The 2,822-nt window shown below is 76.3% G+C and carries 3 protein-coding genes; 2 read left to right on the plus strand and 1 reads right to left on the minus strand.

From position 1 onward, the window contains the following. Positions 1-917, minus strand: a 917-nt coding sequence (locus ABD308_RS36580; protein ID WP_344344553.1) for a DMT family transporter, incomplete at its 3' end; no start/stop codon positions are given. Between the two features lie 47 nt (positions 918-964). On the opposite strand from ABD308_RS36580, the gene ABD308_RS36585 reads away from it, so the two are divergent. Together ABD308_RS36585 and ABD308_RS36590 are read left to right on the plus strand one after the other, a co-directional pair. Continuing rightward, positions 965-1,516 (plus strand): MarR family winged helix-turn-helix transcriptional regulator, encoded by a 552-nt coding sequence (locus ABD308_RS36585; RefSeq protein ID WP_344344555.1) that lies wholly within the window; start codon positions 965-967, stop codon positions 1,514-1,516. A 32-nt stretch (positions 1,517-1,548) separates the two neighbouring features. Further along, the gene (locus ABD308_RS36590; RefSeq protein ID WP_344344557.1) at positions 1,549-2,169 is read left to right on the plus strand and encodes an AAA family ATPase; all 621 of its coding nucleotides are present in this window, start codon (positions 1,549-1,551) and stop codon (positions 2,167-2,169) included. Positions 2,170-2,822 lie beyond the last annotated feature (653 nt).

The following is a 2,822-nucleotide window of genomic DNA, read 5'->3' on the forward strand; positions in this document are numbered from 1 at the left end:
ACCTCCGGCGGGGCGGACCGGCGCCGGAAACGCGCCGCAGGTCGCGGCACCCGGACGACACCCTGCTCGGCACCCCGACCCGGACGGCCAAGGGCGACCCCGGCCAGGACCAGCGCCAGCCCGGCGGCCTGGAGCGGGCCGAGTCCCTCGCCCGCCAGCACCGTGCCGAGCAGGACGCCGGTCAGCGGGTTGAGCAGCCCCACCAGGCCGACCGTCCCGGCCGGAAGGCGCCGCAGGCCGGCGAACCACACCGCGAAGGCCAGCGCGGTCGCCACCACCGCGACGTAGCCGAAGGCGAGCAGCTCCCGCCCGGTGGGCGCGGCGGGCGCGCCCTCGAAGGCCGCCGCCAGGGGCAGCAGGACCAGCCCGCCCGCCACCAGTTGCCAGGCGGTGGTGGAGAGCGCGTCGGCGCCGTCCCGCCAGCGGCCGGCGAGCACGTAGCCGAGCGAGGAGACCAGCATCGCCGCCGCCGAGGCGGCCAGGCCGGGCACGCTGACCGGCTCGGCCCGGGTCAGCAGCATCAGCGCGACCCCGCCCAGGCCGATCAGCGCGCCCAGCAGATGGGCCCGGGCGGGACGGGCGTCGGTGAGCGCCCGGGCGAGCAGCAGCATCGCGAGCGGCGAGGCCGCCATCACCGTGGAGGCGACGCTGGTCGCCAGCGACTGCGAGGCGACGTAGAGCAGGACGAAGAACCCGGCGGTGTTGAGCAGCCCAAGCAGCGCCGAGCGCCACCACCAGGCGCCGCGCGGGCGGCGCGGGCGCAGTGCCAGCAGCAGCAGACCGGCGGGCAGCGCCCGCAGGGCGGCGCCCCAGAGCGGGCGGTCGGCCGGCAGGAACTCGCGGGTGACGTAGTAGTTGGCGCCCCAGGCCACCGGCGCGACGGCGGTCAGCAGGACCCACCGAAAACTGGCTTCCATGGAAGGCAATATACCTTCCCGGGAAGCTACTGGGCTAGGATGGGGGCATGGAGCGCAGCCGAGACAGCCGTCCGACCGATCCGGCCCCCGACCACGTCGCCCTCATCCAGGCCGAATGGCGCCGCGAGCGGCCCGACGTCGACGTGTCCCCGCAGGCGGTGATCGGGCGGCTGCACCGGCTGGCCGGCCGGCTCACCGAGGAGCTCTGCCTGGTCTACGGCCGCTACGGCCTGGGCGAGGGCGAGTTCGACGTGCTGGCGGCGCTGCGCCGGGCGGGTGCGCCGTTCGAGCGGGCGCCCGGGGAGCTGGCCGCCCACACCATGGTCACCACCGGCGCCATGACCAAGCGGATCGACCGGCTGGAACGGGCGGGTCTGGTCACCCGCCGCCGCAGCGAGGCGGACGGGCGCGGCCGGGTGGTCGCCCTCACCGAGGCGGGCCGCCGGCTGATCGACGAGGCGTTCACCGCTCACATGCGCAACGAGCACCGTCTGCTGGGCCTGCTCACCACCGAGGAGGCGGCCGCGCTGGAGGGCCTGCTGACGACCTGGCAGCAGCGCCTCGACCACCTCATGGACCCGGCGGCGAAATCCGGATGATCCGACCGGATCCCCCGCGATAGCGTCGCCGGGTGACGAAACGGACCTGGGACCTCATCCTGCTCGGCGGCGCCTCCGGCGTCGGCAAGAGCCTGGCCGCCGCCCGGCTCGCGAACGCGGAGGACGCCTTCGTCGTCGAGTTCGACGACGTGGTGGCCGCCGTCCAGGAGCTCACCACCCCCGACCAGCACCCCGGCCTGCACCACTTCGGCGACGGCACGGCGGTGGAGGGGCTGACGCCCGAGCGGGTGCTGGAGCTCCAGATCGCCACCGCCGAGGCCCTGGAACCGGCCCTGATCGGCGTGGTGCGCAACCGGCTGACCGTCCCGGTGCCCGCCGTCGTCGAGGGCGACTACCTCACCCCGGCCGCCTGCGCCCGCGCGGTCGCGCTGGGCCGGGCCGCCGGGCGGGACGTCCGGGCGGTCTTCCTGCACGAGGGCGACGCCGGCCGGATCACCGCCAACTACGCGGCCCGCGAGCCGGGGGACGGCGTACAGGCGGACCGCGCCGAGGTCAGCGCCAGGTACTCGCACTGGCTCGCCGCCGGGGCCCGCCGGCACGCCCTCCCGGTGGTCGACTGCCGCCCCTGGGCGACGCTCGCCGACCGGATGGACCGCGCGCTCGGTGCGACCGGCGGTCAGACCAGCGTGTAGCCGCCGCGGAAGGCCGAGCCAACGTTGCCGCGGTAGGCGCAGGACCGGACCCCGCCCGAGCGGGTGGGCCCGTAGACCACCTGGCTGTCGGCGCGGACGGCCCGGGACGGCGGTGAAGGCGGGGACGGCGAGGGCGGCGGTGGCGGCCAGGCGGCCAGGCGGCCGCGGTGCGGATGCTCATGATGGTCCCTCCGGTGGGGGCGCGCGGGAGCGGACGAGATGGCGCGTGCCCCACCGCGCGCCGCCGGCGCGCGCCGCAACCGGCAACAGGACGGGAACCCGCGATCCCCACCGCCCTTGTTCCGACGGCCCGTTGTGTCATGTTCCCGCGACGGATGGGGCTTTTGTTCGCACGGCCGAACGGGTCGGTTCACCATCGCGTGGCGTGAAGGTCTTTCGTGGACGATTGGCTGCCGTCGGCCTGGTGATCACGCGCCCGGGCCGCGCCGCGCCGCGGCACCCCATGCCGCCGACCGCGTCCTGCGCTCGCACCGGCGGTACGCACGTCCCGTAGCAGTACGAGGAGCTGAACCACCGATGTCACCGCCCGTCACCCCCACGACGAACGCCCCCGTTCCCGCCCCGCGCCGTCGCCGGCGCCCCGCCGCGGCGGTCGCGCTCTGCGCGCTCGGCGCCGCCGGCCTGCCCGCGCT

This window comes from Kitasatospora putterlickiae (assembly GCF_039527695.1).
In the GTDB taxonomy this organism is placed as follows: Bacteria; Actinomycetota; Actinomycetes; order Streptomycetales; family Streptomycetaceae; genus Kitasatospora; species Kitasatospora putterlickiae.

Bases quoted from the DNA above. Each gene is read 5' to 3' on its own strand.
- ABD308_RS36585 (WP_344344555.1), top strand. From the start codon at position 965: ATGGAGCGCAGCCGAGACAGCCGTCCGACCGATCCGGCCCCCGACCAC.